Origin of the sequence: Alicyclobacillus suci (assembly GCF_017329615.1) — a bacterium.
Taxonomy (GTDB): Bacteria; Bacillota; Bacilli; order Alicyclobacillales; family Alicyclobacillaceae; genus Alicyclobacillus; species Alicyclobacillus suci.
In genome coordinates, this window is the sequence record NZ_JAFMTW010000255.1 from 1 (window position 1) to 245 (window position 245).

Below are 245 nucleotides of genomic sequence, written 5' to 3' on the forward strand. Positions count from 1 at the left end.
ACACTGGTAGCGAAAGCGTATATCTCGCGCCAACCGTTCATGAAGCCTTGTGAACGTTGAGATTCCTTCAAGCGGAGCAGCCAGCAGTGCACGCAGAATCGCTTCACGATTCATAGGTTTCGCGCCTTGGGGTGACTGTTTTCTCAATTGAGCGTTTTGCAGAATGGTCGTTTTGGGTGGAGGTGAAAAAGGAACAACACCTAGGGTAAGCAGACAATATTCCATATATCGGTATTCTTGCGCCG

General features: G+C 49.0%; 1 pseudogene. It reads right to left on the minus strand.

The window, feature by feature from the left end:
- A pseudogene (locus J3482_RS20625) lies at window positions 1-150 on the minus strand (transposase family protein); the annotation flags it as partial.
- Window positions 151-245: the final 95 nt, after the last annotated feature.